26 protein-coding genes, 1 pseudogene and 1 riboswitch are annotated in these 26,726 nt (G+C 52.9%); of the genes and pseudogenes, 17 read left to right on the top strand and 10 right to left on the bottom strand.

The genetic code is table 11. The features are described from left to right. Nucleotides 1–111 precede the first annotated feature (111 nt). From tolC to OGY10_RS16050, 3 genes are all read left to right on the top strand, one after another. Nucleotides 112–1,590 carry an outer membrane channel protein TolC gene (gene tolC / locus OGY10_RS16060; RefSeq protein WP_100247260.1) on the top strand — a complete coding sequence of 493 codons (1,479 nt, stop codon included), beginning with the start codon at nt 112–114 and terminating at the stop codon, nt 1,588–1,590. Nucleotides 1,591–1,737: 147 nt separating this feature from the next. Continuing rightward, complete coding sequence (locus OGY10_RS16055) at nt 1,738–2,415, top strand: DUF1190 family protein (RefSeq protein WP_003024591.1); 678 nt, start codon at nt 1,738–1,740, stop codon at nt 2,413–2,415. A gap of 5 nt (nt 2,416–2,420) precedes the next feature. Continuing rightward, entirely contained in the window at nt 2,421–3,581 is a 1,161-nt protein-coding gene (locus OGY10_RS16050; protein ID WP_079934119.1) for a glutathionylspermidine synthase family protein, read from the top strand. An 85-nt stretch (nt 3,582–3,666) separates the two neighbouring features. Here OGY10_RS16050 and ygiD read toward each other — a convergent pair whose 3' ends face one another. Next, nucleotides 3,667–4,455 carry a 4,5-DOPA-extradiol-dioxygenase gene (ygiD, locus tag OGY10_RS16045; RefSeq protein WP_032945034.1) on the bottom strand — a complete coding sequence of 263 codons (789 nt, stop codon included), beginning with the start codon at nt 4,453–4,455 and terminating at the stop codon, nt 3,667–3,669. A 147-nt stretch (nt 4,456–4,602) separates the two neighbouring features. Between ygiD and zupT the strand changes: the two genes are divergently transcribed. Beyond that, nucleotides 4,603–5,376, top strand: a complete 774-nt coding sequence (gene zupT, locus OGY10_RS16040; RefSeq protein ID WP_003024600.1) for a zinc transporter ZupT — start codon at nt 4,603–4,605, stop codon at nt 5,374–5,376. 65 nt (nt 5,377–5,441) lie between these two features. Here zupT and OGY10_RS16035 read toward each other — a convergent pair whose 3' ends face one another. Beyond that, the gene (locus OGY10_RS16035; protein ID WP_071446370.1) at nt 5,442–5,618 is read right to left on the bottom strand and encodes a hypothetical protein; all 177 of its coding nucleotides are present in this window, start codon (nt 5,616–5,618) and stop codon (nt 5,442–5,444) included. Between the two features lie 396 nt (nt 5,619–6,014). Between OGY10_RS16035 and assT the strand changes: the two genes are divergently transcribed. The 3 genes from assT to dsbI are packed head-to-tail and all read left to right on the top strand — an operon-like array spanning nt 6,015 to nt 9,195. Further along, nucleotides 6,015–7,811 (top strand): arylsulfate sulfotransferase AssT, encoded by a 1,797-nt coding sequence (gene assT, locus OGY10_RS16030; RefSeq protein ID WP_008785832.1) that lies wholly within the window; start codon nt 6,015–6,017, stop codon nt 7,809–7,811. A gap of 23 nt (nt 7,812–7,834) precedes the next feature. Next, on the top strand, nt 7,835–8,503 hold the full coding sequence (locus OGY10_RS16025; RefSeq protein WP_008785833.1) for a thiol:disulfide interchange protein DsbA/DsbL: 669 nt from the start codon (nt 7,835–7,837) through the stop codon (nt 8,501–8,503). Between the two features lie 14 nt (nt 8,504–8,517). Next, nucleotides 8,518–9,195 (top strand): protein-disulfide oxidoreductase DsbI, encoded by a 678-nt coding sequence (gene dsbI, locus OGY10_RS16020; RefSeq protein WP_048236780.1) that lies wholly within the window; start codon nt 8,518–8,520, stop codon nt 9,193–9,195. A gap of 84 nt (nt 9,196–9,279) precedes the next feature. Here dsbI and ribB read toward each other — a convergent pair whose 3' ends face one another. Next, the gene (gene ribB / locus OGY10_RS16015) at nt 9,280–9,933 is read right to left on the bottom strand and encodes a 3,4-dihydroxy-2-butanone-4-phosphate synthase (RefSeq protein ID WP_003828424.1); all 654 of its coding nucleotides are present in this window, start codon (nt 9,931–9,933) and stop codon (nt 9,280–9,282) included. 106 nt (nt 9,934–10,039) lie between these two features. Then, nucleotides 10,040–10,189, bottom strand: a riboswitch (FMN riboswitch). A 132-nt stretch (nt 10,190–10,321) separates the two neighbouring features. Here ribB and ubiK point away from each other — a divergent pair. Continuing rightward, entirely contained in the window at nt 10,322–10,618 is a 297-nt protein-coding gene (gene ubiK / locus OGY10_RS16010) for a ubiquinone biosynthesis accessory factor UbiK (protein WP_020996337.1), read from the top strand. Between the two features lie 33 nt (nt 10,619–10,651). On the opposite strand, the gene glgS is transcribed toward ubiK, so the two are convergent. Beyond that, nucleotides 10,652–10,858: a cell surface composition regulator GlgS gene (gene glgS, locus OGY10_RS16005; RefSeq protein ID WP_008785836.1), complete on the bottom strand. Its 207-nt coding sequence runs from the start codon at nt 10,856–10,858 to the stop codon at nt 10,652–10,654. A 128-nt stretch (nt 10,859–10,986) separates the two neighbouring features. Between glgS and OGY10_RS16000 the strand changes: the two are divergent. Beyond that, a pseudogene (locus OGY10_RS16000) lies at nt 10,987–11,115 on the top strand (hypothetical protein); the annotation flags it as partial. 111 nt (nt 11,116–11,226) lie between these two features. Here OGY10_RS16000 and hldE read toward each other — a convergent pair. The 3 genes from hldE to OGY10_RS15985 form a co-directional block, all read right to left on the bottom strand. Next, nucleotides 11,227–12,660 carry a bifunctional D-glycero-beta-D-manno-heptose-7-phosphate kinase/D-glycero-beta-D-manno-heptose 1-phosphate adenylyltransferase HldE gene (gene hldE, locus OGY10_RS15995; protein ID WP_048215525.1) on the bottom strand — a complete coding sequence of 478 codons (1,434 nt, stop codon included), beginning with the start codon at nt 12,658–12,660 and terminating at the stop codon, nt 11,227–11,229. A 59-nt stretch (nt 12,661–12,719) separates the two neighbouring features. After that, nucleotides 12,720–15,560, bottom strand: a complete 2,841-nt coding sequence (gene glnE / locus OGY10_RS15990; RefSeq protein ID WP_191226764.1) for a bifunctional [glutamate--ammonia ligase]-adenylyl-L-tyrosine phosphorylase/[glutamate--ammonia-ligase] adenylyltransferase — start codon at nt 15,558–15,560, stop codon at nt 12,720–12,722. A gap of 126 nt (nt 15,561–15,686) precedes the next feature. After that, complete coding sequence (locus tag OGY10_RS15985; RefSeq protein ID WP_191226763.1) at nt 15,687–16,988, bottom strand: CYTH domain-containing protein; 1,302 nt, start codon at nt 16,986–16,988, stop codon at nt 15,687–15,689. Nucleotides 16,989–17,230: 242 nt separating this feature from the next. Between OGY10_RS15985 and OGY10_RS15980 the strand changes: the two genes are divergently transcribed. After that, entirely contained in the window at nt 17,231–17,851 is a 621-nt protein-coding gene (locus tag OGY10_RS15980; RefSeq protein ID WP_003828434.1) for a TIGR04211 family SH3 domain-containing protein, read from the top strand. Between the two features lie 62 nt (nt 17,852–17,913). Next, nucleotides 17,914–19,149 carry a multifunctional CCA addition/repair protein gene (locus tag OGY10_RS15975; protein ID WP_286577010.1) on the top strand — a complete coding sequence of 412 codons (1,236 nt, stop codon included), beginning with the start codon at nt 17,914–17,916 and terminating at the stop codon, nt 19,147–19,149. A 109-nt stretch (nt 19,150–19,258) separates the two neighbouring features. On the opposite strand, the gene bacA is transcribed toward OGY10_RS15975, so the two are convergent. Both bacA and folB read right to left on the bottom strand, forming a co-directional pair. Beyond that, a complete protein-coding gene (gene bacA, locus OGY10_RS15970; RefSeq protein WP_048236785.1) occupies nt 19,259–20,077 on the bottom strand; it encodes an undecaprenyl-diphosphate phosphatase in 819 nt (272 codons plus the stop codon). A gap of 86 nt (nt 20,078–20,163) precedes the next feature. Beyond that, nucleotides 20,164–20,532 carry a bifunctional dihydroneopterin aldolase/7,8-dihydroneopterin epimerase gene (gene folB / locus OGY10_RS15965; RefSeq protein ID WP_003024659.1) on the bottom strand — a complete coding sequence of 123 codons (369 nt, stop codon included), beginning with the start codon at nt 20,530–20,532 and terminating at the stop codon, nt 20,164–20,166. A gap of 106 nt (nt 20,533–20,638) precedes the next feature. Between folB and plsY the strand changes: the two genes are divergently transcribed. Beyond that, complete coding sequence (gene plsY, locus OGY10_RS15960) at nt 20,639–21,256, top strand: glycerol-3-phosphate 1-O-acyltransferase PlsY (RefSeq protein ID WP_003828443.1); 618 nt, start codon at nt 20,639–20,641, stop codon at nt 21,254–21,256. A 31-nt stretch (nt 21,257–21,287) separates the two neighbouring features. On the opposite strand, the gene ttdR is transcribed toward plsY, so the two are convergent. Next, nucleotides 21,288–22,229: an L-tartrate utilization transcriptional activator TtdR gene (gene ttdR, locus OGY10_RS15955; protein ID WP_286577008.1), complete on the bottom strand. Its 942-nt coding sequence runs from the start codon at nt 22,227–22,229 to the stop codon at nt 21,288–21,290. A gap of 213 nt (nt 22,230–22,442) precedes the next feature. Here ttdR and ttdA point away from each other — a divergent pair, with 213 nt between their 5' ends. The 5 genes from ttdA (at nt 22,443) to OGY10_RS15930 (ending at nt 26,726) form a co-directional block, all read left to right on the top strand. Further along, nucleotides 22,443–23,351 (top strand): L(+)-tartrate dehydratase subunit alpha, encoded by a 909-nt coding sequence (gene ttdA, locus OGY10_RS15950; RefSeq protein ID WP_003828445.1) that lies wholly within the window; start codon nt 22,443–22,445, stop codon nt 23,349–23,351. Continuing rightward, a complete protein-coding gene (gene ttdB, locus OGY10_RS15945) occupies nt 23,348–23,953 on the top strand; it encodes a L(+)-tartrate dehydratase subunit beta (protein ID WP_003828447.1) in 606 nt (201 codons plus the stop codon). The genes ttdA and ttdB overlap by 4 nt, the downstream gene beginning before the upstream one ends. A gap of 48 nt (nt 23,954–24,001) precedes the next feature. Continuing rightward, nucleotides 24,002–25,465 carry an anion permease gene (locus OGY10_RS15940; protein WP_008785842.1) on the top strand — a complete coding sequence of 488 codons (1,464 nt, stop codon included), beginning with the start codon at nt 24,002–24,004 and terminating at the stop codon, nt 25,463–25,465. A gap of 123 nt (nt 25,466–25,588) precedes the next feature. Further along, entirely contained in the window at nt 25,589–26,413 is an 825-nt protein-coding gene (locus OGY10_RS15935; protein WP_286577096.1) for an urease accessory protein UreD, read from the top strand. Between the two features lie 10 nt (nt 26,414–26,423). After that, a complete protein-coding gene (locus tag OGY10_RS15930) occupies nt 26,424–26,726 on the top strand; it encodes an urease subunit gamma (protein ID WP_286577006.1) in 303 nt (100 codons plus the stop codon).

The following is a 26,726-nucleotide window of genomic DNA, read 5'->3' as shown; positions in this document are numbered from 1 at the left end:
AATTAACGCCGTATGGCACGTAACGCCAACTTTTTGAAGTGGCGGATTCTGCTAGAATCAGCAAATATTTTTACAATTTGATCAGCGCTAAATACTGCTTCACAACAAGGAATGCAAATGAAGAAATTGCTCCCCATCCTTATCGGCCTGAGCCTGTCGGGGTTCAGTACTTTGAGCCAGGCAGAAAACCTGATGCAGGTTTATCAGCAAGCACGCCTGAGCAACCCGGAATTGCGTAAATCCGCCGCCGATCGCGATGCTGCATTCGAAAAAATTAACGAAGCGCGTAGCCCATTACTGCCGCAACTGGGTTTAGGTGCCGATTACACCTACAGCAATGGCTACCGTGATGCAAATGGCGTCAACTCCAACGCCACCAGCGCATCTTTGCAGTTAACTCAGTCTATTTTTGACATGTCTAAATGGCGTGCCCTGACGCTGCAAGAAAAATCAGCGGGCATCCAGGACGTGACCTATCAGACCGATCAGCAAACGCTGATCCTGAATACCGCCACGGCCTATTTTAACGTACTAAACGCAATTGACGTGCTTTCTTACACTCAGGCACAGAAAGATGCGGTCTATCGTCAGTTAGATCAGACCACTCAGCGTTTTAACGTTGGCCTGGTTGCCATCACTGACGTACAAAACGCCCGTTCACAATACGATACTGTACTGGCGAATGAAGTTACCGCGCGTAACAATCTGGATAACGCGGTAGAACAGCTGCGCCAGGTAACCGGTAACTACTACCCGGAACTGGCTTCACTGAACGTTGATGGTTTTAAGACCAACAAACCGCAGGCGGTGAACGCGCTGCTGAAAGAAGCAGAAAACCGCAACCTGTCGTTATTGCAGGCCCGTTTGAGCCAGGATCTGGCACGTGAGCAAATTCGTCTGGCGCAGGATGGTCATTTACCGACCCTGGATTTGACCGCCTCTACCGGGGTATCTGACACCTCGTACAGCGGGTCTAAAACCAACACCTCCCAGTATGACGACAGCAACATGGGCCAGAATAAAATCGGTCTGAGCTTCTCACTGCCGCTGTACCAGGGCGGAATGGTTAACTCGCAGGTGAAACAAGCGCAGTACAACTTTGTTGGCGCGAGTGAACAACTGGAAAGCGCACACCGCAGCGTGGTGCAGACCGTTCGTTCTTCGTTCAACAACATCAATGCGTCTATCAGTAGCATTAACGCGTACAAACAAGCGGTTGTCTCTGCACAAAGTTCTTTGGATGCGATGGAAGCTGGCTATTCCGTAGGTACACGTACCATTGTGGATGTGTTGGATGCCACCACCACGCTGTACAACGCCAAGCAGCAACTGGCGAATGCGCGTTATACCTATCTCATCAACCAGTTAAACGTCAAATCTGCGCTCGGTACGCTGAACGAGCAGGATCTGGTGGCACTGAACAATACGCTGGGTAAACCAGTATCCACGACTCCGGATACGATCGCGCCGGAAAACGCGCAGCAAGATGCCGCGGCGGACGGTTATACGTCCAACAGCGCGACGCCTGCGGCACAGCCGACAGCAGCACGTTCAACCAGCAGCACCGGCAACAACCCGTTCCGTAACTGATGCTGATGACGGGGCTTCGGCCCCGTCTGAACGTAAGACAACGTAAAGATCCGCCCCTTCTTCCGCATTCTCGCCTCTTACCGCTTCAATTTCGACCAGTCATCCTCTATTCTGAGCAGAGTTACCACTGGGTACTGGAAGACATAAATGAAACGGACAAAATCTATACATCACGCCTCGTTCCGCAAAAGCTGGAGCGCGCGCCATCTGACTCCTGTCGCCCTGGCAGTTACCGCTGTGTTTATGCTCGCGGGCTGTGAAAAGAGCGACGAAACGGTTTCGCTTTATCAGAACGCTGACGACTGCTCTGCGGCGAATCCGGGTAAAAGCGCCGAATGTACTACCGCGTTTAACAATGCGCTGAAAGAAGCTGAACGTACCGCGCCAAAATACGCCACTCGTGAAGACTGTATCGCTGAATTCGGCGAAGGCCAGTGCCAGCAGGCTCCTGCGCAAGCGGGTATGGCACCGACCGGTGAAGGCCAGGCTCAGGCACAGAATCAAAGCAGCGGCAGCTTCTGGATGCCGCTGATGGCGGGCTACATGATGGGCCGACTGATGGGCGGCGGAATGGGCGCTCAGCAACCGCTGTTCAGCTCGAAAAACCCAGCCAGCCCGGCTTACGGCAAATACACGGATGCCAGCGGTAAAAACTACGGCGCAGCAACGCCGGGTCGCACCATGACCGTACCGAAAACCGCTATGGCACCGAAACCAGCTACCACCTCTACCGTAACCCGCGGCGGATTTGGTGAGTCTGTGGCCAAACAGAGCACCATGCAGCGTAGCGCAAGCGGCACCACCACACGTTCAATGGGTGGCTGATCGTCATGGAAAGAGTCAGTATTGTTGAGCGCCCGGACTGGCGCGACAAAGCCACCGAATACGGTTTCAATTTTCACACGATGTACGGCGAGCCGTACTGGTGTGAAGACGCGTACTATAAGCTCACCCTTGCTCAGGTTGAAAAGCTGGAAGAGGTCACCGCAGAGCTGCATCAAATGTGCCTCAAGGTGGTGGAAAAGGTCATCGCCAGCGATGAGCTGATGACCAAGTTTCGCATTCCGAAGCATACCTGGGGCTTTGTCCGCCAGTCCTGGCAGACACAGCAACCGTCGCTCTATTCACGTCTCGATCTGGCATGGGACGGCACGGGTGAACCCAAGCTTTTAGAAAACAACGCCGATACGCCAACCTCGCTGTACGAAGCCGCGTTTTTCCAGTGGATCTGGCTGGAAGATCAGCTCAATGCGGGCAACCTGCCGGAAGGCAGCGATCAGTTCAACAGTCTTCAGGAAAAACTGATCGAGCGTTTCACCGAGCTGCGTGAGCAGTATGGTTTTCAACTGCTTCATCTGACCTGCTGTCGTGATACGGTAGAAGATCGCGGTACGATCCAGTATCTGCAGGATTGCGCTGCCGAAGCTGAGATCGCTACAGAATTCCTCTATGTAGAAGATATTGGTCTTGGTGAAAAAGGTCAGTTCACCGACATGCAGGATCAGGTAATCGCTAACCTGTTCAAGCTCTATCCGTGGGAATTCATGCTGCGTGAAATGTTCTCCACCAAGCTGGAAGACGCTGGCGTTCGCTGGCTGGAACCGGCCTGGAAGAGCATTATCTCCAACAAAGCACTGTTGCCGCTGTTATGGGAAATGTTCCCGGACCATCCGAACCTGCTGCCAGCGTACTTCGCCGAAGACGACCATCCGCAGATGGATAAATTCGTCGTCAAACCGATCTTCTCGCGCGAGGGGGCTAATGTCTCCATCATTGAGAACGGTAAAACGATCGAATCCGTGGAAGGACCGTACGGTGAAGAAGGCATGATCGTGCAGCAGTTCCATCAGCTACCGAAGTTTGGCGACAGCTATATGCTGATTGGCAGCTGGCTGATCAACGATCAACCAGCCGGGATCGGCATTCGTGAAGACCGCGCGTTAATCACGCAGGATCTGTCACGTTTCTATCCGCATATTTTTGTCGAATAATTGAGAGTGCCGGGTGGTGGCTTCGCCTTACCCGGCCTACGGCGCGAACTTAATGCCCGATAAGCGCAGTGCCATCGGGCATTCATCATCCAACCTGCACCGACAACATACTTAAACTTCCCATCTCAATACCATCTACCGGGATAGTGACAGACTCTTTACCATCCCAAGCCCCAAGTACATACAGCAGCGGCAGATAGTGATCCGGCGTCGGGTTCGACAACGATCCACCTTCATGATCGAGATAGTTCACCAATGGGTGCTGCTCAACCGGTCCCTGCCATGTCAGGTTTGCCTTAACATAGTCATTGAATGAAGTCGCCCACGGATAAGGCGTGTTCTCACCGTGCCAACGCGCAGTGCGCAGGTTATGCACCACGTTACCACTGGCCACCAGCATAATGCCCTCATCACGCAGCGCCGCCAGCTTACGGCCCATCTCAAAATGCCATGACGCGGGTTTGGTGCTGTCGATACTCAACTGCACCATCGGAATGTCCGCATTCGGATACATCTTGATCAGCACGCCCCAGGAACCGTGGTCAAAACCCCAGGCTTCTTTGTCCAGGGTAACAGGCACAGGAGCAAGCAAGTCAACCAGATGCTGCGCCAGTTCAGGCGAGCCGGGAGCCGGATAATGAGTGTCATACAATGCTTGCGGAAAACCGCCAAAATCGTGGATCGTTTTGGGGGCTTCCATCGCAGTCACACCCGTTCCACGGGTGAACCAGTGCGCCGAGACCACCACAATGGCTTTCGGACGCGGCAACGTTTCCCCCAGTTGCTGCCAGGCACGGGTATAAACGTTATCTTCCAGAACATTCATCGGGCTACCGTGACCCAAAAACAATGCTGGCATACGAGTTGAAGACATGATGATATCCTTACTGAGGGAGTCATTTTGATACCACCATAATACGCTTATTCGGTTGATGAAGAACTCAGATAACCATGATGAAGATCATCAGTTATTTTGACGATCCAACCCGGATAGCAGATTGATAAGGAGTTTTATTTGTCGATGTCAGTACCTTTACTTCTGACTTTACTGGCAGGTGCCGCCACGTTTATCGGCGCATTTCTCGGCGTGTTAGGGCAAAAACCGTCTAACCGCGTTCTCGCCTTTTCTTTAGGCTTCGCCGCCGGGATTATGCTACTGATCTCCCTTATGGAGATGCTACCTGCTGCGCTGGCCGCTGAAGGTATGTCGCCAGTGCTGGGCTACGGAATGTTTATCGTCGGCTTACTGGGCTACTTTGGCCTGGATCGTCTATTGCCGCACGCGCACCCTCAGGATCTGGTACAAAAAACAACGCAGCCTCTACCCGGCTCTATTAAACGCACCGCGATTTTATTAACGCTCGGCATCAGCCTGCACAACTTTCCTGAAGGGATTGCGACGTTTGTTACCGCCAGTAGCAACCTTGAGCTGGGCTTTGGTATTGCCCTCGCCGTTGCATTGCACAATATTCCTGAAGGATTAGCGGTGGCGGGTCCCGTCTATGCCGCCACAGGCTCCAAACGTACGGCGATATTCTGGGCAGGGATTTCAGGTATGGCAGAAATACTGGGCGGCGTACTGGCGTGGTTAATTCTCGGTAGCCTGATATCACCGGTGGTGATGGCGGCAATAATGGCGGCAGTCGCAGGTATTATGGTGGCGCTGTCCGTCGATGAATTGATGCCGTTGGCAAAAGAGATCGATCCCAATAATAATCCCAGCTATGGGGTGTTATGTGGAATGTCGGTGATGGGATTAAGCCTCGTCATCCTCCAGTCAATGGGAATCGGATAATCCAGAGGGCGGATGCCACCCTGCAAATTTACAGCATCCGCTCATCCATAGCAGAATATGAAGGACTAATCCTGTTCCTTAACCGCGCTGTTATCTTCACCAGAGCGACGAAAGAGTTTGTTTCGCGCTTCAAGTAAGGCATCTCTGTCCTGGCGGAATGCCCGACAATAACGTTTCATATGGCAATAATAACCCACCGCAACGAGTGCAATTAATACAATCCAATACCAGGCAATAAACATTCTTCTACCCTTAAAATTTAACATCATTAAACATTTAACGTTAAAATTTTACACAACCTTATTCTGACATACTCATATAGTGGCATATTTCAGAAACAAATATATGATTTCGATCATATAAATCAGCGGCTACGCTATTAGCCAAACTCGTTATAAACAATTAAAACAATGTCGACAAGATCACACTACGCAATAATAAATATTGTTCTTAAAATATCTCACTCATACTATCAAAAAAATAATAAAAATTATTTTCTGCAGAATAATACATTTCATCAATATTAATTAATGCATTACAAAAGTAGTATTAGCAATGCTACTTTATTTTATCAAAACAGTAAAAACATAATATATTCAGCAAGATTATATTTATAGGTAATATAAGGAGATATATCCATGTTTACACAATACCGAAAAACACTTCTGGCAGGGACTCTGGCACTGACATTTGGATTAGCAGCAGGAAACTCTCTTGCCGCTGGTTTTCAACCGGCCCAACCTGCAGGAAAATTGGGCGCAATAGTAGTTGACCCTTATGGAAATGCCCCGCTTACTGCGCTGGTTGAATTAGATAGCCACGTTATTTCAGATGTTAAAGTTACCGTCCATGGTAAAGGTGAAAAAGGCGTTCCGGTGACTTATACCGTCGGCAAAGAGTCACTCGCCACGTACGATGGCATTCCTATTTTTGGCCTTTATCAAAAGTTCGCAAATAAGGTAACCGTTGAATATAAAGAAAACGGTAAGGCCATGAAAGATGATTATGTGGTGCAAACTTCCGCCATCGTAAATCACTACATGGATAACCGCTCAATATCTGATTTACAGCAAACAAAAGTGATTAAAGTAGCACCGGGTTTTGAAGATCGTCTTTATCTGGTGAATACCCACACCTTTACCCCGCAGGGGGCGGAATTCCACTGGCATGGTGAAAAAGATAAAAATGCCGGCATCCTGGATGCGGGTCCAGCTGGCGGCGCACTCCCCTTTGATATCGCACCCTTTACCTTTGTCGTCGATACGGAAGGTGAATATCGGTGGTGGCTGGATCAGGACACCTTCTATGACGGCCATGACATGGATATCAACAAGCGCGGCTACCTGATGGGTATTCGTGAAACCCCGCGAGGCACCTTCACCGCCGTCCAGGGCCAGCACTGGTATGAATTCGATATGCTGGGGCAAATTCTGGCCGACCATAAGCTGCCTCGCGGATTCCTGGATGCTTCACATGAGTCGGTCGAAACAGTGAACGGCACCGTACTGCTTCGCGTGGGTAAACGCGATTATCGCAAAGAAGATGGCCTTCACGTACATACCATCCGCGACCAGATTATTGAAGTCGATAAATCTGGACGTGTTGTTGACGTATGGGATCTGACACAAATTCTCGACCCGATGCGTGACGCACTGCTGGGTGCTCTGGACGCAGGCGCGGTATGCGTCAACGTGGATCTCGCTCACGCAGGTCAACAGGCGAAACTGGAGCCAGATACCCCCTATGGTGACGCCCTCGGCGTTGGTGCGGGCCGTAACTGGGCTCACGTCAACTCCATTGCCTATGACGCTAAAGATGACTCCATCATTCTTTCTTCCCGCCATCAGGGTGTCGTCAAAATCGGTCGCGATAAACAGGTTAAATGGATCCTGGCACCGTCTAAAGGCTGGAATAAGGCGCTGGCAAGCAAACTGTTAAAACCGGTTGATGATAAGGGCAACGCGCTGAAGTGTGATGAAAACGGTAAGTGCGAGAATACTGATTTCGATTTTACCTACACCCAACACACCGCCTGGCTCTCCAGCAAAGGAACGCTAACCATCTTTGACAATGGCGATGGCCGTGGACTCGAACAACCGGCTCTACCAACAATGAAATACTCCCGATTCGTCGAATATAAAATTGACGAGAAAAAAGGAACCGTTCAGCAAGTTTGGGAATACGGGAAAGAGCGCGGTTATGATTTCTACAGTCCTATCACGTCGGTAATTGAATATCAAAAAGACCGCGACACGATGTTTGGATTTGGTGGTTCTATTAATTTATTTGACGTTGGACAGCCAACCATCGGCAAAATCAACGAAATTGACTACAAAACAAAAGAAGTCAAAGTCGAAATTGATGTCCTTTCCGATAAACCAAACCAAACGCACTACCGCGCATTACTGGTTCGCCCACAACAAATGTTTAAATAATTTCGTTAGATTAAGGATTAATTATGTCATCTAAATGGATTACTTCATTATTTAAAAGCGTGGTATTAACGGCAGCGCTGGTATCACCATTTGCAGCATCGGCTTTTACTGAAGGTACTGACTATATGGTGCTGGAGAAACCGATTCCCAATGCTGATAAAACGTTGATCAAAGTATTCAGCTACGCCTGCCCATTCTGCTACAAATATGATAAAGCCGTAACCGGCCCGGTGTCAGATAAAGTTGCCGATCTCGTCGCCTTCACACCGTTTCATCTCGAGACCAAAGGAGAATACGGCAAACAGGCCAGTGAAGTATTTGCAGTAATGATTGCTAAGGATCAGGCCGCAGGAATTTCATTGTTTGATGCCAAATCACAGTTCAAAAAAGCTAAGTTTGCTTACTACACTGCCTACCACGATAAGAAAGAACGCTGGTCTGACGGTAAAGATCCCGCTTCATTCATCAAAACAGGACTGGACGCTGCAGGTATGAGTCAAGCAGACTTCGAGAGCGCCTTAAAAGAACCCGTAGTCCAGGAGACACTGGAAAAATGGAAAGCGGCTTATGATGTTGCCAAAATCCAGGGGGTTCCGGCTTACGTCGTCAATGGTAAGTACCTGATCTACACCAAAAGCATCAAATCGATTGATTCCATGGCTGAGCTTGTCAGAGAGCTGGCGACAAAATAAACAGGGAACCGGCTATGGATTTTATCAAAGGATTGTGGCGAGACTTATGTACCGCACCGGTTAATACCCTGGTGAGATGGCAGGAGCGACGCTTTTTGTGGTTGCTAATGGCTTGTGCCATGGGTGGGTTAATTATTCTGGCGCACTCGTTCTTCCAAATCTATCTCTACATGGCCCCTTGCGAGCAATGTGTATACATCCGCTTTGCCATGTTTGTGATGGTTTTCGGTGGGCTGATCGCGGCAATAAACCCTAAAAACCTCATTCTAAAACTGGTCGGCTGCATTGCGGCATTTTATGGCAGCATTATGGGCATTAAGTTCTCTATCAAACTTAATGGCATTCATTATGCGGTACATAACCCGGACCCGGATTCGCTCTTTGGCGTACAGGGATGTTCCACCGATCCGACATTCCCTTTCAATTTGCCGCTGGCAAACTGGGCTCCAGAATGGTTTAAGCCCACTGGAGATTGCGGCTATGACGCACCTGTCGTTCCTGATGGCGTAGCGCTTAGCAGTATGCAAAAGTGGTTTGTCGATCTGTACCAGCAGTCCGAAGGCTGGTATCTGCTCCCGCCATGGCATTTTATGAATATGGCGCAGGCTTGCCTGCTCGCTTTTGGTTTATGTTTAGTGCTGTTGCTGGTAATGAGCGGAGCCTGGGCACTTAAACTGGCCAGAAAAAAATAGCCAGGTTGTAATAACAAAAAACCGAAGTCAGAAAACTGACTTCGGTTTTTTTATCCCTACCACGGTTGTCGCGGTAGTCAGCAATTAGCTGGCTTTGCGCTCATGCGCCTGACGGTAAGCCACCAGGTCTTCGATAGTCACTACAGCCATATTATGCTTACCGGCAAATTCGATGCACTCTGGCGCACGGGCCATGGTGCCGTCATCATTGGTCAGTTCGCACAACACACCGGCTGGTTTAAACCCTGCCAGCGTCATCAGGTCGATGGTTGCTTCAGTATGACCACCGCGGGTCAACACGCCGCCTGCCTGAGCACGCAGCGGGAAAACGTGCCCTGGACGGTTAAGATCGGAAGGTTTTGCGCCATCCTTAATTGCCGCACGCACCGTTGTAACACGGTCTGCTGCGGAAACGCCGGTGGTTACGCCTTCTGCGGCTTCAATGGTCACGGTAAAACCGGTACCGTAAGCGCTGGTATTATTTTCCACCATCATTGGCAGATCGAGCTGTTTGCGTCGGTCTTCAGTGATGCACAGGCAAACAATACCGCTACCGTGACGGATGGTCAGCGCCATCTGTTCTACGGTCATGGTTTCTGCCGGGAAAATCATATCGCCTTCGTTTTCACGGTCTTCATCGTCAAGCACCATTACACCGCGTCCTTCACGCAGCGCAGACAGCGCATGTTCAACACGTTCGAAAGGCGTACCAAAAGAGGAAAGTAGCGTCTGATTCATGGTAAAAAAACCTCACTAAAATTATGGTTACCAGAATCAGGGCAGTCTTAGGAGTACCGTCTAAGCGGCAAAAAAATAACGTGAGCGGGTCCATGCCCGACTGGATCGTTACTCTCTCCCATCCGGACTCTAACCGTCGGCCCCGGAATTACACCGGATCTGCTGACCTTTTTGCCGTAACAAAAAGCGCTCGCGGGCTTTCAACATCAGTTGATTTACCGCCGGTGGGGAATTTCGCCCCGCCCTGAGAATAAGCGGGTTAACTATAACGCTATTGATTACCTTCATCAACGCCTTTACTCGTCTTAGCTTCACACAATTCTGGTTTATGCCTGTGCCAGTTCGCACTACAATAGGCAGCAACACGTACCAGTTCAGGGAAACCACAATGATTGACCCGAAAAAAATTGAGCAGATTGCTCGTCAGGTTCACGAGTCGATGCCGAAAGGGATCCGCGAGTTTGGCGAAGACGTCGAGAAGAAAATTCGTCAAACGCTGCAGTCACAGCTGACCCGTCTGGATCTGGTAAGCCGCGAAGAATTCGATGTACAGACTCAGGTTTTATTGCGCACGCGTGAAAAGCTGGCGCTGCTTGAGCAACGTCTGACTGAGCTTGAATCACGTGATAAAACGGCAGACGTTAAGCCTGCCCCCGCGATCCCGTCAGTTGATCCGCAAGAGTAAAAACGACAACGGGCCGCAAGGCCCGTTTTTCTGTTAGTGTTCCAGTTCTAGCTTCCTGGCTTCCGTCGCTTGCTGGCAGTACAGCGCATAGCGTTTGCAAAACCAGCTACGATGTTCTTCATCCATATTCCCGGTTATCGCCTGGATATCAATGGGATGGCCCTCAGCCTGCATCCTGGCAAAACTACGGGCCAGGAAATCGAAATTGTTCAGTGAATACATATTGCTGTTCATGAGCATACCCTCCAGTTATTGAATATCTGCTAAGGCCATATGCTTTTTCTAATTTCAGTATTTCCCTGGATACGAAGTTATTCTGTACATATTGTGCGCAAACCTACTGCGCGGGTTCACAGTTTCCGACAACTCTTCCTTATCGTACACAAGCGCCGCTGATTGACTCGCTGTTAAGTGAAATTGGATTGTCCAGCGGTTCGCTGTCAGCACTGGCCGAGCTGTTAAAATCAGTGGAAAGTAGCGCTGTGGCTCAAGAATAAAACGTAAAAATGCCGGATGGCGACGCGAAAGCGTCTTATCCGGCCTACAAACGTTACGTCACGTAGGCCGGATAAGGTGTTCACACCGCCATCCGGCAAACTTTCCAGGTGTTACTTATCGCTGTCTTTCTGGATCTTCTTGATGATATTTGTCGTGGAGCAGCCATCTTCGAAGTTCAGCACCAGCACTTCACCGCCGTTCGCCCACACCTCTTCACTACCCGCAATCTGTTCCGGCTTATAGTCGCCGCCTTTGACCAGCAGATCCGGCAGAATGCCAGCAATCAGACGCTGCGGCGTATCTTCTTCAAAAGAGACCACCCAGTCGACGGATTCCAGCGCGCCCAGTACGATCATACGCTGTTCCAGCGGGTTGACCGGACGCGTTTCACCTTTCAGACGTTTGGTCGAAGCATCGCTGTTGACCGCCACGATCAGGCGATCGCCCAGCTTGCGCGCATTCGCCAGATAGGAAACATGGCCCGCATGCAGGATGTCGAACACACCGTTGGTCATTACCACTTTCTCGCCGCGCTTGCGGGCGCTGGCAACGGCCTGTTTCAGCTCAGATTCACTCATCACGCCAAAGCCAGTATCGGCCCGACCGCGCACGGCGTTTTCCAGTTCAATCGGAGAAACAGTGGAGGTCCCCAGCTTACCAACGACAACACCGGCTGCGGCGTTAGCAAAATAGCACGCCTCTTCCAGTGAGTTACCCGCCGCCAGCGTCGCCGCCAGCACGCCGATAACCGTATCGCCCGCACCGGTCACGTCATACACTTCCTGCGCCTGGGTCGGCATATGCAGCGGCGATTTGCCCGGTTGCAGCAACGTCATCCCCTGCTCGGATCGCGTGATCAGCAGTGCGGAAAGGTCGAAATCAGCAATCACTTTCATGCCGCGTTCAACCAGTTCATCTTCGCTTTTGCACTTGCCCGCCACCGCTTCAAACTCAGACAGGTTCGGCGTCAGCAGCGTTGCGCCACGGTAGCGTTCAAAATCGGTTCCTTTCGGATCGATAAGCACCGGCACCCCAGCCTTACGCGCCAGAGCAATCATCTGCTGCACGCTTGCCAACGCGCCTTTGGCGTAGTCGGAGAGCACCAGAGCACCGATAGAACCCAGCGCCTGGTTAATACGCTCGTGCAGCGGCTGCGGATCCACACCTTCAAAACCTTCTTCGAAATCCAGGCGAATCAACTGCTGGTTGCGGGAAAGCACGCGCAGTTTGGTGATCGTCGGATGGGTCGGCACGGAAACGAAATCGCATTTTACGTTCACATCCGCCAGCGTTTTGCTCAGCGCACGCGCCGCGTCGTCAATACCGGTCAGGCCCACCAGACGCGAATTCGCTCCCAGAGAGGCAATGTTCATCGCCACGTTTGCTGCGCCACCGGGACGTTCTTCGATGGTATCGACCTTCACCACCGGAACCGGCGCTTCAGGCGAAATACGGCTGGTAGGACCGTACCAGTAGCGATCCAGCATCACATCACCGACAACCATGACTCCTGCACGTTCAAACTCTGGCAGCGTTACTTTCATTCCTGTCTCCTGAGAGATTCTCTGAGGGTCTTAAAATTTGCGCGCGATAATAGCACACTTCACTCGGCAACCAGCCACTTCTGCCAGCTGTCACGCACCAGCGTACGTTCAGCGTCAAAGTGCTCCAGCGCCACATGGCCCGGAAGTTCCTGCAACGCAAGATGATGAAGTTCATCACGCAACGTCGTATAAGCACGGGTAAGCGCCAGCGCTTCCTGCTCGTCCATAATGTCGTTTTGCGCCAGTAATTCCAGAATGCGCACGTTATCCGACCAGCGCGTCAGCTTCGGTTTTTCATGCGCATAGCGCAGCACCAGATACTGCGTAATAAACTCAATGTCTGTGATGCCGCCTTCATCCGCTTTGATATCAAAACGATCGCGATGCTTATTGCCCAAATGGGCACGCATTTTCTCACGCATTTCGCGCACCTCGGTCTGCAAGGTTTTCCCATCGCGGACGAGGGTCATGATATCGCGACGAATCGCATCAAACTGAGAGGTCAACTGCGGGTCGCCGTACACTACGCGAGCACGCACCAGCGCCTGATGCTCCCATGTCCAGGCTTCGTTACGCTGATAATCGGCGAAAGCATCAGCTGATGTCACCAGCATTCCCGCCGCTCCTGACGGACGCAAACGCGCATCCACTTCGTACAAAATACCGGACGAAGTACGGGTACTGAAGAGGTGCATAATGCGCTGCGCCAGACGCAGATAGAACTGTCGCCCGTCAATCTCACGCTCACCGTCCGTCATCACGTCCATCGGACAGTCATGCAGGAAGATCAAATCGAGATCCGAGCTGTACCCCAGCTCCCAACCGCCCAGTTTGCCATAGCCGACGACGGCAAAACCACGCCCCTCGCGTTCGCTAAGATGAGTAGGTTGACCGTAGCGCGCGACCATCTGCGTCCACGCCTGCTGGACTACCGCATCAATAATAGCTTCCGCCAGCCAGGTTAAATGATCGCTCACCTTCATCACCGGCAGTGTACCGGCGATATCGGCCGCGGCAATACGCAGTAGCTGCGTTTGCTTAAACTGGCGCAGAGCCTCAAGTTGCTGTTCTTCGTCATCTTCCGGCACGCGCAGCAAATACTGGCGCAGCTCATCACGGTAAGCATCCGTCGCGGTAGGTTGATACAGGGTGTTCGGATCCAGCAGTTCATCGAGCAACAGCGGATACCGCGCCAGCTGGCTGGCGACCATCGGCGAGGCCGCACAGAGCGAAATCAGATGCTTCAGCGCCCCGGGGAATTCGCTCAGCAGTTCCAGATAGGTCGTACGGGTAACAATCCCCACCAGCAGAGGGGTAATGCGCGATAGCGGGACTGAGGCATCGTCACGCGTACAGACATCGCTCAGCAGATGCGGCATTAAATGATCCAGCACCTGGCGTCCGCGTGGACCAATGGTGCGTTTATCCAGCTCTTTGCGGAAATCAGCAATCAGAGACAGCACGCGCCGGCGATCGTCATCCGCCAGATGCGTCAGCACCGGCGTGGTGTCATCTTCCTGTAATGCATCCTGCCACAGTTCGCGCCACTGTTCTGAAAGCGACTCTTCCTGGGTTTCAGCTTCGTCATCGCCAATCAGCTCGTTAAATACCCGGCGTACGTTGTCCATATGATTGGCAAGCACATCAGTTAATTGCTGCCAGTCATCAACGTTCATCCCCCACGCCAGCCGCGCGCGATTCAGTTCATCGCCTGGCAACGTTTGGGTCTGTTCATCATTGATGCTTTGCAGCAGGTTTTCCAGGCGGCGTAAATAGAGATAGGCTGCTCGCAGTTGTTCCGTATCGGTATCAGACAGCAGGTGCAGCGCATTGATGGCGCTAAGCGTCGGTAACAGCGAGCGGGATTGCAGCGACGGTTCACGTCCGCCGCGAATCAGCTGGAATACCTGCACGATAAATTCGATTTCGCGAATACCGCCCGCCCCCAGCTTGATGTTGTCTTTCAGACCACGGCGGCGCACTTCACGCGCAATCATCCCTTTCATGTTACGCAACGACTGGATCACGCTGAAATCAATATAGCGACGGAAAACAAAAGGCCGCAGCATGGCACGAAGCTCGCTGACGTAAGTGCCGTCGGCATCGCCCATAATGCGGGCTTTGACCATCGCATAGCGTTCCCAGTCGCGCCCTTGCTCCTGGTAATAATCCTCCAGCGCAGAGAAGCTCAGTACCAACGGACCGCTGTCGCCAAACGGGCGTAAACGCATATCCACCCGATAGACAAACCCATCCATTGTGGGCTGATCTAATACCTTGATGAGCCGCTGGCCCATACGGGTAAAGAACTGGGCGTTATCCAGCTCGCGGCGCCCGCCCTGCGTACTGCCGTGCTCAGGCCAGGCAAAAATCAGGTCGATATCGGAGGAAAAATTCAGCTCGCCGCCGCCCAGTTTCCCCATGCCTAAAATCAGCAGCGGCTGCGCCACACCTTCAGGATTACAGGGCGTACCCCATTCGCGACAGCAGGCAGCGTATAACCAGTCGCGCGCGGCGACGATCAACGTTTCAGCCAGATGGCTTAGCTGCTGCAAAATACTCTCTTCGGTCACCAGCGACAGCGTCTGTGCCCAGGCGATACGCACCATGATACGTCGGCGAAACAGGCGTAGCTCACGCATCAGCGTGTTTTCATCGCTGACGTCAGCCAATGTTTGCTGTAACCAGTCGGCATAGTGTTGCCATTCATCCGCCAGGGGGGGAGCGCTTTCCAGCTCAGCCAGCCATTCGGGATGGGCAATAATGCTGTCACGGACAAAATCACTGAATGTAAGTACTGACTTCGCCTGAACGCTAAGCGAGGACTCAGATATTGCTGCTGGCAGCCGCTCAACAACGGTCGGCCAGTACTGCTGTAACGGTGAAGAGAGCTGCTTCATTTACGGGTTATCCTTTGAATGGTGCCGGATGGCGGCGTTTAGCCTTATCCGGCCTACATGACAGTTACACACATCGCGTAGGCCTGATAAGCGCAGCGCCATCAGGCATCCCGGCCTCGGCCCTGATTATCGTTTTCCGCTGTGCAGCCAGAACGGTTCCAGTGCAATTGCCTCGTTACGGAAGTGTTCAATTTCAATATATTGGTTGGCCGCAATGGCGTGGCGCAAACCCTGCCAGTTGGCGAGCCATTCTGATGCGACATTTTCGTCGTAGTATCCCGCCAGCATCAGCATGCTATCAATGTTGCGCGTCAAACGAGGAAGCTGATCGGCGTACTGATCGCCCAGCGGCTGCGCAAAAGCGGTCTTCAGCTCAGCGGCATGGCGTGAAAGATGGGTATCAGAGAAACGCTTAAAGGAGTCGGCAATTTTTCCCTGCGCCTTCGCATCAAGGAACGGCTGCCATCCTTTGGTCACCAGCCATTCGGTCAGCGCCAGCTTGGCCATTGCCGTTTGCGTGCTGTAAACCGCCGAAACAGCAGAAACGTCCGACGAAATGATCGCTTCCGACTGGGTCAACAAATCACGTAAGTGAGCGCTCGCTTTTCGCGGCACATTACCGCCAAACAGCATTAGAATGTGACGCACCAGGCCCATAGCCGCCAGCACCTCGGCTTTCGCCCCTTTAACACCGCGCACCCACAGCTCTTCATGGTACTGCCACTGTGATAATGCCAGCTCCAGCGCCGCTTCCAGCCCCTGCTCAATATTCGCTTTCGCCGGAACTTTCAAAATGCGTGTCGGTTTGAGTTCGCGCGGCGCATTCCCCTGAGCCAGGTGATAACCGCGCGCTGCTTTGCTCAAGCTACCCTGGCGTAAACCGGTTTGCGAAACCAGCTGGTTTGCCAGCTTCAGTACCGCACGGGTATCGCCGCTTAGCAGTTCAAGTTCAAGCTCACAGATAGGTTCTGCAAACTCGCCCGCTTTCACCTCCCCCAGATCGAGGGCCATTTCAATCCGGCTGCCATCAACATCAACCAACCATTTCTCACGGTAAAAATCGGTGCTGAACAACGGCTGCACTTGAGAAGCAAGTTCAGCAGGCAGCTCGCCATCAGGCCAGACTTCCGTTGGGAGCAAGGAGAGGTCCAGCTCAGGCGCGTTTAGCGCAACGTTATATTCTGGCCGCTGGTGCAGTCCGCCCGTCACGCGTCCGGCAATTTTCATGGTCATTTCGTAATGACCATTTTCACCGCGAATACGCAGCCCCATATCGTGACCACGCAACCACGCATCCGGTGTTTCGTAGTAGATATTCAGCAACTGGCTGGGCGCATGATGCTCTCCCCCCAGCGTATTCAGACGTTCACGTAGCGCATCTACAGCGTCATTATTGACGATAAATTTTAATTCGATTTCCTGGGCCATGGTCTTGTACTTATGGGTTATGTCACAGTTGAGAAAACTGACTGCGAACTAAGTTCGTTCTTTATGGTCAGTAGATAGTATTTTGCGCCAAATTGCCATGCAACGAGCAATTTGACGGGCGTAAAAGTTTCGAGTGGTGGCAAATAAGGACACAGATGATTCCGATTGATGTCGAATGCTTTGCGTAGAGACACTGATGCCACTACTATCGTTCCACTTTCTATGACAATAACGACAGCCTGATGCCAAAATTACGCCTGATTGGATTAACTTTACTCGCACTTAGCGCCACTGCAGTCTCTCATGCCGAAGAAAAGCGCTATGTCTCTGACGAACTGAACACCTGGGTCCGCAGCGGTCCGGGAGATAATTATCGCCTCGTGGGTACGGTTAATGCCGGCGAGGAAGTCACGCTATTACAGACCGATGCCAACACTAACTACGGCCAGGTGAAAGACAGCACCGGACGTACCGCTTGGATCCCACTGAAAGAGCTGAACAGTACGCCGAGCCTGCGTACCCGCGTTCCCGACCTGGAAAACCAGGTTAAGACCTTGACCGATAAGCTCAATAATATCGATACCACGTGGAATCAGCGCACCGCTGATATGCAGCAAAAGGTAGCGCAAAGCGACAGCGTGATCGACGGGCTGAAACAAGAAAACCAGAAGCTGAAAAACGAGCTTATCGTGGCGCAAAAGAAGGTCAGCGCAGCCAACCTTCAGCTTGATGACAAACAGCGCACCATCATCATGCAGTGGTTTATGTACGGTGGCGGCGTGTTGGGTCTTGGTCTGCTGCTCGGCCTGGTTCTGCCACACATGATCCCAAGCCGTAAACGCAAAGATCGCTGGATGAACTGAATCGCCTTCTCCGCCACACTGACATATGATTAAGGGATCATAGTTTTCAAAAGGAAAGTGGCGTGAAGATTTATCTGGTCGGTGGTGCTGTTCGGGATGCGTTATTAGGGCTACCGATTAAAGATAAAGATTGGGTTGTTGTTGGCGCCATGCCGCAAGAGATGCTCGACGCGGGCTACCAGCAGGTAGGCCGCGATTTTCCCGTGTTTCTGCATCCGCAAACCCGCGAAGAGTATGCGCTGGCGCGTACCGAACGTAAGTCAGGCTCGGGGTATACCGGGTTCACCTGCTATGCCGCCGCAGATGTCACGCTGGAGGCCGATCTTCAGCGTCGTGACCTGACCATCAACGCAATCGCCCGCGATGACGACGGGGAGATTATCGACCCGTACAACGGACGCGACGATCTGGAAAACCGTCTGCTGCGCCATGTTTCATCTGCCTTTAGCGAAGATCCGCTGCGCGTGCTGCGCGTGGCGCGCTTTGCTGCCCGCTATGCGCACCTCGGTTTTCGTATTGCTGACGAAACCATGACGCTGATGCGTGACATGACCACCGCTGGTGAACTGGAGCATCTGACACCAGAGCGGGTGTGGAAAGAAACCGAAGGCGCATTAACCACCCGTAACCCACAGGTATTTTTCCAGGTCCTGCGCGACTGCGACGCACTGCGCGTCCTGTTTCCGGAAGTGGATGCTTTGTTTGGCGTTCCAGCCCCCGCGCAGTGGCATCCGGAAATCGACACCGGCATTCACACGCTGATGACGCTGTCGATGGCAGCCATGTTAAGTCCGGAGGTCGACGTGCGTTTTGCTACGCTGTGCCACGATCTTGGCAAGGCATTGACGCCTAAAGCGCTGTGGCCGCGCCATCACGGCCACGGTCCGGCAGGTGTTAAGCTTGTCGAACAACTGTGCCAGCGCCTGCGCGTGCCGAATGACATCCGTGATTTAGCCAAACTGGTTTCCGAGTTCCACGACCTCATTCATACCTTCCCGATCCTGCAGCCGAAAACTATCGTTAAGCTGTTTGATTCCATCGATGCCTGGCGCAAACCGCAGCGCGTGGAGCAAATCGCCCTCACCAGCGAGGCCGATGTGCGTGGGCGAACCGGTTTTGAAGCGGCAGATTATCCGCAAGGCAGACTGTTGCGCGAAGCCTGGCAGGTTGCGCAGGCGGTGCCAACGAAAGACGTGGTTGAAGCTGGATTCAAAGGTCAGGCAATTCGTGAAGAACTGACCCGGCGTCGCATCGCGGCGGTAGCCAGTTGGAAGGAGCAGCGGTGCCCGAAAGCGTAGACACTGCGTTGCCGGATGCGCTGTACTTATCCGGCCTACAGGTTCGAAACGGATATAACCCGTAGGCCGGATAAGGCAGAACGCCGCCATCCGGCACCACGGTAAGACATCAGAAGAACACGACGTAAACGGCAGCCGCCACAATAAAGCGGTAAATCGCAAACGGAATGAACGAGATGCGTTTAATCAGTTGCAGGAAGGTTTTGATCGCCACCAGCGCCACGATAAACGCCGTCACAAATCCGACTGCAAACATCGGGATATCTGATGCGCTGAGGAAAGACCAGCTCTTGTAGAGATCCAGCGCCGTTGCGCCCATCATCATCGGTACGGCCAGCAGGAAGGAGAATTCAGAGGCCGCGTAACGACTCACGCCCATCAGCATGCCGCCAGAAATCGTCGCCCCGGAGCGAGAAAAACCCGGCCACAGCGCCAGACACTGGAAACAGCCAATCATAAACGCCTGGCGATAGGTCATATCATCCAGACCCGGCGCACGCGGCTCTTTCGGCTTCAGGCATTCTGCGGCAATCAGCAGTACACCACCCACCACCAGCGCATACATCACGTTGATCGGGTTAAACAGCGATTTGATGGTGTCGTGGAAGATTAGCCCCAGTACCACGGCTGGAATCATCCCCAACAGGATATGTCCCAGCGTCAACCGACCTTTGCCAGAGCCTTCATGCGGAGCCTTGCCGAAGTGAATGCCGATCAATCCAAACAGACGTCGCCAGAACATCACCACCACCGCCAGAATAGAGCCCAGCTGAATCACCACTTCAAATGTTTTTGCAGTGTCACCCTCAAAACCCAACAGGTGGCCAACAATAATCATATGGCCAGTACTGGAAACGGGTAAAAATTCCGTCAATCCTTCGACCACACCCAAAATTGCCGCCACCAGCAGCGAGTGCATATCACTCATTAATAAACCCCTAGATAGAGAAACCACGGCAAAAAAGAGCCGACGAAAGGACCCTTTTATACCCGTTTGTTTTAGAAATTATTAAATTAATTATTTTCTTTCAGATTATTGCCACGCTCAATGATAACCCCGACGTTCGCCGCACGGGCTACCGCGCCAGGTTTACTGAGTTTGATCCGTACCCAGGGAGAATTAAAGCGGCTAAGCAGGAGATCTGCCACCTCTTCCGCAACCCGTTCTACCAGCGCAAAGCGCCCACCTTCCACATGATTAACAACCGTTTGAGCAATATCAGCATAGCTCAGGCAATCAGCCACATCATCGCTTTTAGCCGATTTGCGGTTATCCCATGCCATTTCGATATCGAACACCAACCGTTGTTCGATCGTTTGTTCCCAGTCGTAAACACCAATAGTGGTGATTACAGAAAGTTGCTCTATAAATACAATATCCATCACGACCTGCCTGCTTTTTGGCTAACCCGGATACCACTTCCGGCGAAATATGCGTATTATCCACAGAAGTAGCGTTTTACACGACATTTTCAAAACGGAACAGCTTATGAGTGCAATCGCGCCTGGAATGATTATCTTCGCGTACCTCTGTGGCTCAATTTCCAGTGCTATTCTGGTATGCCGCCTTGCTGGATTGCCGGACCCGCGCGACAGCGGCTCTGGGAATCCGGGCGCGACAAACGTGCTGCGCATCGGTGGCAAGGGAGCCGCCGTCGCGGTACTGATTTTCGACGTCCTGAAAGGTATGTTACCCGTCTGGGGTGCCTATGCGCTAGGCGTCAGCCCCTTCTGGCTGGGATTGATCGCAATCGCCGCCTGTCTGGGCCACATTTGGCCGGTGTTCTTCGGCTTTAAAGGTGGGAAAGGCGTTGCCACCGCTTTTGGCGCGATTGCGCCGATTGGTTGGGACTTAACCGGCGTGATGGCCGGGACCTGGCTGCTGACCGTCCTGTTGAGCGGCTACTCGTCGTTAGGCGCTATCGTCAGCGCGTTGATCGCCCCTTTTTACGTCTGGTGGTTCAATCCCCAGTTCACTTTTCCGGTGTCCATGCTGTCGTGCTTAATTTTGCTTCGTCACCATGACAACATTCAGCGTCTGTGGCGTCGTCAGGAGCCGAAGATCTGGACCAAGCTGAAGAAAAAACGCGAACGAGACCCCGAGTGATTTTATTGTCGGATAGCGACGCAACGGCGTCTTATCCGGCGTGGGGGATGTGATACCCCTCCACTGGCTTGCCTAATCGGTTCTGACACCACGTCGCCAGAAACTCCACGCACACGCGCAGCTTCACGCTGCGATACAGCGGCTCCTGATAAACCGCCCAGATATTAGCGCTCTGCGCATAGTCCGGCAGCACACGCATCAGTTCACCGCTGGCCAGAAACGGCTGCACATCCCATTCGGAACGCAACATAATCCCTTTTCCCTGTAGCGCCCACTGCAACACAATCTCACCGCTGTTAGAGGAAAGATGTCCCGCCACCTTGACCGACTTTTTCTCCTGACCATTGTCCAGTTCCCACACCCCGTGAGTCATATCGCGTTCTTTGGTGACCAGACAATCATGACGACTTAATTCCTGTAACGTCATCGGCTCACCGTATTTTTGTAAATACGGTGGGGCCGCACACAATATTCTTTTGTTTTTCGTTAACAAATGCGCAATATAATAATCCGGTATCTCGTCATTAATACGAATATCCAAATCGATATTATCCTGTGCCAAATCAATTTGCCGATCGTAAAGCTCAAAATGCACCTGTAATTCAGGGTAGCTATGCATCAATTCGGTAATTGCCGGCGCAATATAACTGCGCCCAAAGCCAAAACTACAGCCGATACGAATCATCCCTGCCGGGCGCGTTTTGAGTTGCGTGACGTCATCGACCAGATGCTGATAGCCCGCGAGGATCGCCTGCGCATGTTCATAGCAACGTTGACCACTCTCCGTGAGCGCTACACCACGCGCAGAGCGGCTTAGCAGCGTCGTCCCCAGCGTGGACTCTAGGATCTGAATGCGTTTTGTCACAAACGCCGGCGTTTGCCCCAGCGTCGCGGCGGCGGCGCTGAAGCTGCCACTATGCACAATTTCAACCAACACCTGCAGGTCTTTCGCCAGGGGATACGTGTTCAGCATGATCGGTCTATCCGTAATGTTGTTCACCGCAGTGTAATTCTCTCATGCGTCTTAAACCCTGCCTTTGCGCAATTTTTATTGCCTTATCCGGACATCATTCACGAACTGTTAATTAGATATTCACAGTGGCAAATAATATTAATCCACATTTTTAGTGGTAGTTTGTGGCGGAGAATTTATTTCCAGATAAATAAAAGAACTGGAGTTAACAAGATGAGCAATCAAAATAACCAAAATGCGATAAATACGCTGACTAACATTGTCGCTGATTTTACCGCCATGATTTCTACCCGCATGCCCGATGACGTCGTGGATAAATTAAAACAGCTGCGTGAAGGCGAAACCTCGCCGATGGGTAAAATCATCTACCACACCATGTTTGACAACATGCAGAAGGCTATCGACCTGAACCGCCCAGCCTGTCAGGACACCGGCGAGATTATGTTCTTCGTGAAGGTCGGTTCCCGTTTTCCGCTCCTCGGCGAACTGCAAAGCATTCTGAAGCAGGCCGTTGAAGACGCCACGGTAAAAGCGCCGCTGCGCCATAACGCGGTCGAGATTTTTGACGAAGTGAATACCGGCAAAAATACAGGTACCGGTGTGCCGTGGGTCACCTGGGACATCATCCCCGATAACGATGACGCGGAAATCGAAGTCTACATGGCAGGCGGCGGCTGTACGCTACCGGGACGCTCGAAAGTGTTAATGCCTTCTGAGGGCTACGAAGGTGTGGTGAAATTTGTTTTTGAAAATATCTCCACGCTGGCAGTCAACGCCTGTCCGCCAGTGCTGGTGGGCGTAGGTATTGCCACCTCCGTAGAAACCGCCGCCGTTCTTTCTCGTAAAGCGGTGCTGCGCCCTATCGGCTCACGTCATCCGAATCCGAAAGCGGCCGAACTGGAACTGCGTCTGGAAGAAGGACTTAACCGTCTGGGCATTGGTCCGCAAGGATTGACCGGTAATAGCTCGGTGATGGGCGTGCATATCGAATCCGCCGCGCGCCACCCGTCGACTATCGGCGTTGCCGTCTCTACCGGCTGCTGGGCCCACCGTCGCGGCACGCTATTGGTTCATGCTGACCTCTCCTTCGAAAACCTGTCTCACACCCGGAGCGCGTTATGAAAAAGATCCTCACAACCCCGATCAAAGCCGAAGATCTGGCAGACATTCGCGTTGGCGATGTCATTTACCTGACCGGTACGCTGGTGACCTGCCGTGACGTTTGCCACCGCCGCCTGATCGAACTGAAGCGCCCGATTCCTTATGACCTGAACGGCAAAGCCATTTTCCACGCGGGCCCGATCGTACGTAAGAACGGTGAAAAATGGGAAATGGTTTCTGTCGGCCCAACCACCAGCATGCGTATGGAAGCGTTTGAGAAAGACTTTATCGAACAGACTGGCGTCAAACTGGTGGTCGGCAAGGGCGGCATGGGACCGCTGACGGAAGAAGGCTGCAAGCAGTTTAAAGCGCTGCACGTCATCTTCCCGGCAGGCTGCGCGGTCGTGGCGGCAACCCAGGTTGAGGAGATCGAAGAGGTGCACTGGACGGAACTCGGCATGCCGGAGTCCCTGTGGGTGTGTCGGGTAAAAGAGTTCGGCCCGCTGATCGTTTCCATCGATACCCACGGCAATAACCTGATCGCTGAAAACAAAAAGCTGTTCGCTGAACGTCGCGACCCTATCGTCGATGAAATCTGCGAGCACGTGCATTACATCAAATAACCCTCCCGGAGAGGCGCCACGCCTCTCCCCTTTCGTAGGGATACAACAATGGCACCTTTAGCTGGTTGGTGGCGATACCTGGCTCCGCTGGTGGTCATCGCCATTATTGCTGTTCTACCCGTCCCCACCGGTCTTGAGAGCCACACCTGGCTCTATTTTGCCGTCTTTACCGGTGTGATTGTCGGGCTTATTCTGGAACCTGTACCGGGCGCGGTAGTGGCGATGATTGGCATTTCGATCATCGCCGTCCTTTCTCCGTGGCTGCTGTTCAGCCCGGAGCAACTCGCGCAGGACGGTTTTAAATTTACCGCCAAATCGCTGTCGTGGGCGGTATCTGGCTTTTCAAACTCGGTCATCTGGCTGATCTTCGCGGCCTTTATGTTTGGCACGGGCTATGAGAAAACCGGACTCGGTCGGCGAATCGCGCTGATGCTGGTGAAAAAGATGGGGCATAGGACGCTGTTTCTCGGCTATGCGGTGATGTTCTCCGAACTTATCCTCGCTCCCGTCACACCTTCCAACTCCGCCCGTGGGGCCGGAATAATCTACCCGATTATCCGCAACCTGCCGCCGCTGTATAACTCACAGCCCAATAGCGCCAGTTCACGCTCCATTGGCTCATACATCATGTGGATGGGCATTGTCGCCGACTGCGTCACCAGCGCTATTTTCTTAACGGCGATGGCGCCGAACCTGCTGTTGATCGGTCTGATGAAAGGCGCATCCCACACCGCGCTGAGCTGGGGTGACTGGTTCTTAGGCATGCTGCCGCTGAGCATTTTACTGGTGCTGATCGTGCCGTGGCTGGCGTACGTGTTATATCCACCGGAGCTGAAATCCGGCGATCAGGTTCCACGCTGGGCGGATACTGAACTAAAAGCGATGGGACCGCTCTGCGCTCGCGAGAAAAAGATGCTGGTGCTGATGGTCGGCGCGCTGGTGCTGTGGATCTTCGGCGGCGATTATATTGACGCCGCGATGGTCGGATACAGCGTGGTGGCGTTGATGCTGGTACTGCGCATCATTAGCTGGGATGACATCGTCAGCAATAAAGCCGCATGGAACGTCTTTTTCTGGCTGGCCTCGCTGATCACGCTGGCCACCGGGCTCAATAACACCGGTTTTATTACCTGGTTCGGCAAGCTGCTGGCAAACGGGCTGAGCGGTTATTCCCCGATGATGGTGATGGTAGCGCTGATCGTGGTGTTCTATCTGCTGCGTTACTTCTTTGCCAGCGCCACAGCCTATACCTCAGCCCTCGCACCGATGATGATTGCCGCCGCGCTGGCAATGCCGGAAATCCCGCTACCGGTCTTCTGCCTGATGGTCGGCGCCGCCATTGGTCTGGGCAGCATTCTGACCCCGTACGCCACCGGCCCTAGCCCTATCTACTACGGCAGCGGCTATTTGCCAACGGTGGATTACTGGCGACTCGGTGCTATTTTTGGCCTGATTTTCCTCGTGCTGCTGGTGATTACCGGTCTGGTCTGGATGCCCCTCGTTTTACTGTAAAACCCTGGTGGGGCGACGTATTGTCGCCCCTTTATCCATAAGCTTCTCATATGATCGATTTCCCGATGCGCTGAGGCATACTTTTTTGTATGCAAACACCCTCATGCTGATAGGGGAAACGCTCTGGACACGGTTGCGCACGAGACACTCACACGGGGCTGGCAGGCCGAACTGGATCTGCATTTTACCTGCACCGGGAACAAAACGGTGCTCGCCTCGGCGCGTCATCATGGTCCATTGACGGTTCAACGCCCGTTTTACCCGGAAGAGGACGTCTGCCATCTCTATTTACTTCATCCACCGGCGGGGATCGTCGGCGGGGATGAGCTCCATATCGCCGTAACGCTCGACGAAAACAGCCACGCGTTAATCACTCAGCCTGGCGCGGGAAAGTTTTACCGCAGCCGTGGACCGCAGGCATTACTGCGCCAGCATTTTACCCTCACTCCTCACGCGACGCTGGAGTGGCTGCCGCAGGATACGATTATCTTTCCCGGCGCCAACGCCGCTATTCAGACCGTCTTTCATCTGACATCCGCAAGCCGCCTGCTGGCCTGGGATCTGCTGTGTCTTGGCCGACCGGTTATGCAGGAGACCTTCAGTTACGGCACGCTGCAAAACCGCCTGGAGGTATGGCGAGATGGGCAGCCACTGCTGATAGAACGCTTGCAGTTGCAGGAGGGGAATCTGAGCGGCGTCGCACATCATCCCTGGGTCGGCACGTTGCTGTGTTATCCGGCCAGCGAACATATGCTCGAGGGCACGCGGGAGCGGCTTACGGCGCTTGGCGATTACGGCGGGGCAACGCTTAACGATTCGCTGCTGACAATCCGTTTTCTTGCTAGCGACAACCTGGTTGTCCAGCGCGTTATGCGCGACATCTGGCAATTTCTGCGCCCGCTGCTGACACACAAAGCGCCCGTACTCCCGCGAATCTGGCAAACCTAAGAGAACCCTTATGGAACTGACTCCCAGAGAAAAAGACAAGCTGTTGCTATTTACCGCCGCGCTGGTGGCGGAACGTCGCCTGGCCCGCGGGCTGAGGCTGAACTACCCGGAATCGGTGGCGCTGATTAGCGCTTTCATCATGGAAGGGGCGCGGGACGGGCAAACCGTGGCCGCGCTGATGGAAGACGGACGTCACGTCCTGCGCCGCGATCAGGTGATGGAAGGCGTACCGGAGATGATCCCGGATATTCAGGTTGAAGCCACATTTCCGGACGGATCGAAGCTGGTCACCGTCCACAATCCGATCGTCTAA

Source organism: Citrobacter sp. Cpo148 (assembly GCF_030332375.1).
GTDB lineage: Bacteria > Pseudomonadota > Gammaproteobacteria > Enterobacterales > Enterobacteriaceae > Citrobacter > Citrobacter portucalensis.
The sequence above is the reverse complement of the archived record's forward strand: the minus strand, read 5'-3'. Positions and strand labels throughout refer to the sequence as shown.

Excerpts from the sequence above, each read along its gene's own strand:
- tolC (WP_100247260.1), top strand. The coding sequence starts at position 112 with ATGCAAATGAAGAAATTGCTCCCCATCCTTATCGGCCTGAGCCTGTCG.
- OGY10_RS16055 (WP_003024591.1), top strand. The coding sequence starts at position 1,738 with ATGAAACGGACAAAATCTATACATCACGCCTCGTTCCGCAAAAGCTGG.
- OGY10_RS16050 (WP_079934119.1), top strand. The coding sequence starts at position 2,421 with ATGGAAAGAGTCAGTATTGTTGAGCGCCCGGACTGGCGCGACAAAGCC.
- ygiD (WP_032945034.1), bottom strand. The coding sequence starts at position 4,455 with ATGTCTTCAACTCGTATGCCAGCATTGTTTTTGGGTCACGGTAGCCCG.
- zupT (WP_003024600.1), top strand. The coding sequence starts at position 4,603 with ATGTCAGTACCTTTACTTCTGACTTTACTGGCAGGTGCCGCCACGTTT.
- OGY10_RS16035 (WP_071446370.1), bottom strand. The coding sequence starts at position 5,618 with ATGTTTATTGCCTGGTATTGGATTGTATTAATTGCACTCGTTGCGGTG.
- assT (WP_008785832.1), top strand. The coding sequence starts at position 6,015 with ATGTTTACACAATACCGAAAAACACTTCTGGCAGGGACTCTGGCACTG.
- OGY10_RS16025 (WP_008785833.1), top strand. The coding sequence starts at position 7,835 with ATGTCATCTAAATGGATTACTTCATTATTTAAAAGCGTGGTATTAACG.
- dsbI (WP_048236780.1), top strand. The coding sequence starts at position 8,518 with ATGGATTTTATCAAAGGATTGTGGCGAGACTTATGTACCGCACCGGTT.
- ribB (WP_003828424.1), bottom strand. The coding sequence starts at position 9,933 with ATGAATCAGACGCTACTTTCCTCTTTTGGTACGCCTTTCGAACGTGTT.
- ubiK (WP_020996337.1), top strand. The coding sequence starts at position 10,322 with ATGATTGACCCGAAAAAAATTGAGCAGATTGCTCGTCAGGTTCACGAG.
- glgS (WP_008785836.1), bottom strand. The coding sequence starts at position 10,858 with ATGCTCATGAACAGCAATATGTATTCACTGAACAATTTCGATTTCCTG.
- hldE (WP_048215525.1), bottom strand. The coding sequence starts at position 12,660 with ATGAAAGTAACGCTGCCAGAGTTTGAACGTGCAGGAGTCATGGTTGTC.
- glnE (WP_191226764.1), bottom strand. The coding sequence starts at position 15,560 with ATGAAGCAGCTCTCTTCACCGTTACAGCAGTACTGGCCGACCGTTGTT.
- OGY10_RS15985 (WP_191226763.1), bottom strand. The coding sequence starts at position 16,988 with ATGGCCCAGGAAATCGAATTAAAATTTATCGTCAATAATGACGCTGTA.
- OGY10_RS15980 (WP_003828434.1), top strand. The coding sequence starts at position 17,231 with ATGCCAAAATTACGCCTGATTGGATTAACTTTACTCGCACTTAGCGCC.
- bacA (WP_048236785.1), bottom strand. The coding sequence starts at position 20,077 with ATGAGTGATATGCACTCGCTGCTGGTGGCGGCAATTTTGGGTGTGGTC.
- folB (WP_003024659.1), bottom strand. The coding sequence starts at position 20,532 with ATGGATATTGTATTTATAGAGCAACTTTCTGTAATCACCACTATTGGT.
- plsY (WP_003828443.1), top strand. The coding sequence starts at position 20,639 with ATGAGTGCAATCGCGCCTGGAATGATTATCTTCGCGTACCTCTGTGGC.
- ttdR (WP_286577008.1), bottom strand. The coding sequence starts at position 22,229 with ATGCTGAACACGTATCCCCTGGCGAAAGACCTGCAGGTGTTGGTTGAA.
- ttdA (WP_003828445.1), top strand. The coding sequence starts at position 22,443 with ATGAGCAATCAAAATAACCAAAATGCGATAAATACGCTGACTAACATT.
- ttdB (WP_003828447.1), top strand. The coding sequence starts at position 23,348 with ATGAAAAAGATCCTCACAACCCCGATCAAAGCCGAAGATCTGGCAGAC.
- OGY10_RS15940 (WP_008785842.1), top strand. The coding sequence starts at position 24,002 with ATGGCACCTTTAGCTGGTTGGTGGCGATACCTGGCTCCGCTGGTGGTC.
- OGY10_RS15930 (WP_286577006.1), top strand. The coding sequence starts at position 26,424 with ATGGAACTGACTCCCAGAGAAAAAGACAAGCTGTTGCTATTTACCGCC.